This is a genomic window from Klebsiella sp. HMSC25G12 (assembly GCF_001807705.1).
GTDB lineage: Bacteria > Pseudomonadota > Gammaproteobacteria > Enterobacterales > Enterobacteriaceae > Klebsiella > Klebsiella variicola.
The window spans coordinates 1-1511 of sequence record NZ_KV789782.1; the positions used below are offsets into that span (position 1 = coordinate 1).

At 50.3% G+C, this 1511-nt stretch carries 1 protein-coding gene and 1 pseudogene; both read left to right on the forward strand.

Going from position 1 to position 1511, the window contains the following annotated elements; translation table 11 throughout:
* Nucleotides 1–33: 33 nt before the first annotated feature.
* Nucleotides 34–837 (forward strand): annotated as a pseudogene (arsB, locus tag HMPREF3096_RS01205) (arsenite efflux transporter membrane subunit ArsB); the annotation flags it as partial.
* 12 nt (nucleotides 838–849) lie between these two features.
* Nucleotides 850–1278 (forward strand): glutaredoxin-dependent arsenate reductase, encoded by a 429-nt coding sequence (gene arsC / locus HMPREF3096_RS01210; protein WP_035897523.1) that lies wholly within the window; start codon nucleotides 850–852, stop codon nucleotides 1276–1278.
* Nucleotides 1279–1511 lie beyond the last annotated feature (233 nt).

The following is a 1511-nucleotide window of genomic DNA, read 5'->3' on the forward strand; positions in this document are numbered from 1 at the left end:
TGAAAGACTTAGTTCTTAAGGTCCAGTCTATGTGTCTCTGCTGACTTCTTCCGGCTTGGCTTTACAGAATACGCATCCGTCATGCTTCCCGTTGATATTGCGGCCATCGCCGCCACTCTGGGCATGCTGCATCTGTTTTTCCGCCGGGATATACCTGCAACATACGACGTCTCTCTTCTGAAAATGCCTGCCAGTGCGATTAAAGATCCTGCAACCTTCAAAGCAGGCTGGATTGTTCTGGTTCTGTTGCTTGTTGGATTCTTTGTGCTTGAACCACTGGGTATCCCTGTTAGCGCTATTGCGGCCGTCGGCGCTGCGGTACTGTTCGCCGTCGCAAAAAAGGGTCACTCCATCAATACCGGAAAAGTGCTGCGCGGTGCGCCGTGGCAGATCGTTGTGTTCTCACTGGGCATGTATCTGGTGGTCTACGGCCTGCGTAATGCGGGTTTAACAGAATATCTATCCGGTGTTCTGAATATGCTGGCGGATAAGGGACTGCTGGCGGCAACGTTTGGCACGGGCTTCCTGACGGCATTCCTGTCATCGGTCATGAACAATATGCCAACAGTTCTTGTTGGAGCACTGTCGATTGACGGAAGCACGGCGTCCGGCGTCATCAAGGAAGCGATGATCTACGCCAACGTGATTGGCTGCGATCTAGGCCCCAAAATCACGCCAATAGGCAGTCTGGCGACCCTGTTGTGGCTGCACGTCCTGTCGCAGAAAAACATGACTATCAGCTGGGGGTATTACTTCCGCACGGGCATCATCATGACCCTGCCGGTGCTGTTTGTCACTCTGGCCGCGCTGGCGCTGCGGCTCTCTGTCACTTTGTAATGAGATACTGAAATGAGCAACATAACCATCTATCACAACCCGGACTGCGGCACGTCACGTAATACGCTGGAGATGATCCGCAACAGTGGCAATGAACCCGCGATTATTTATTATCTTGAAACGCCCCCGACTCACGATGAGCTGGTTAAACTTATTGCAGATATGGGGATAACAGTCCGTGCTCTGTTGCGTAAGAACGTGGAGCCTTATGAGCAGTTAGGGCTAGCAGAGAACAGCTTTAGCGATGAGCAACTTATTGGTTTTATGCTCAAACATCCTATTCTGATTAACCGTCCCATCGTCGTGACTCCCCTTGGAACACGGCTGTGCAGACCTTCTGAAGTCGTACTGGATATTCTCCCGGAGTCTCAGCAAGGTGCATTCACGAAAGAGGATGGTGAAAAGGTCGTTGATGAAGCAGGGAAGCGCGTTAAACCCTAATGCTAAGTAATATGGATAATTTGACTGCTGAGAAGTTAATTTAGCTGTATCCAGAAACAAAAAAGAGTCCGCATTTATGCGAACTCTTTCTGTCAGGCCTCGGTTATTCTGTCCAACTTTTTGGGGTCAGTACACACACGAGGCCATCTGCTTGACTAGACACCAACAGCGTAGCCTCTTAGCTGCCGTAAGGCAAGGAGATGTATGGGTCCACCACATATTGCAATTTTTAC